Below are 806 nucleotides of genomic sequence, written 5' to 3'. Positions count from 1 at the left end.
AAAAACGACGCCGTCGGCGAAGGGCGTCCGTGACGAACTGGACGAGGTGGAACCGGTCCAGCACATGTTCTGCCTCCGGGAAGACATGGTTGATGGCCTTCGCCATCGCCGGTGCAAAATCACTGACGACAGAACGGATATCCTCGGATATGCCTTGAAGTGCTGCCGTGATGGCTGCCACGTCCCGGCCCGGGACAATGGACAGAAGCTGGCCACTCTTGGCATCGAGGACAATCGTCGCATAGTGGTGCCCCTTTCTCGTGGCGAACTCGTCGACCAGGACATGCGTTGCACGCTCCATCGTCTCCACCGAAGCTACTGATAGAACCAGCGCTCCACCGTCGTATAAGGGAGGCCGTACTCGCGTGCGACATCTGAGATTGTCCGTCCGTGGCAACGTTTTGCGATGCCTTTCCGGAAAACCTCGGTGGAAGTGCGGACGAGCCCGAGACCGTAGTCATACACGAACGTCAAATCACAAGAGGTGCATCTTTGACGTGGGACATCCAGTTCGATCCAGAGTACACCGACGTTCCACACATGACCGTGTCGAAAGCGACGCCGCTTTTTCGAATGCAGGATGGTCTTTCTCTGGCACAGCGGACAAGGGATGTCATGTCGACCCGGGATGACCGGAAAAACGTTTGGTTCTTCGTCTGACGACATTTGGATCTGAAAAAGGGCTGGAAGTGGAAGAAGTAATTTGATAAACTGTTGGGACAAAGCGAAAACTCCAATCGTGGTTTGTCTAAGCAACAATTACGATACCGGGGTTTTCGCTTTTTTTCTATGTTCAATTCAAAATC

General features: G+C 53.6%; 2 protein-coding genes. Both read right to left on the bottom strand.

All coding sequences use genetic code 11. The features are described 5' to 3' along the window. The coding region (locus tag KNP79_RS15600) for a transposase (protein WP_215192931.1) at nt 1–301 on the bottom strand (301 nt) is incomplete at its 3' end. Between the two features lie 14 nt (nt 302–315). Next, a complete protein-coding gene (locus KNP79_RS15910) occupies nt 316–540 on the bottom strand; it encodes a transposase family protein (RefSeq protein ID WP_215192930.1) in 225 nt (74 codons plus the stop codon). Nucleotides 541–806 lie beyond the last annotated feature (266 nt).

Source organism: Exiguobacterium sp. s7 (genome assembly GCF_018618195.1).
In the GTDB taxonomy this organism is placed as follows: domain Bacteria; phylum Bacillota; class Bacilli; order Exiguobacteriales; family Exiguobacteriaceae; genus Exiguobacterium; species Exiguobacterium mexicanum_A.
This window is presented reverse-complemented; position numbering and strand designations above follow the sequence as displayed.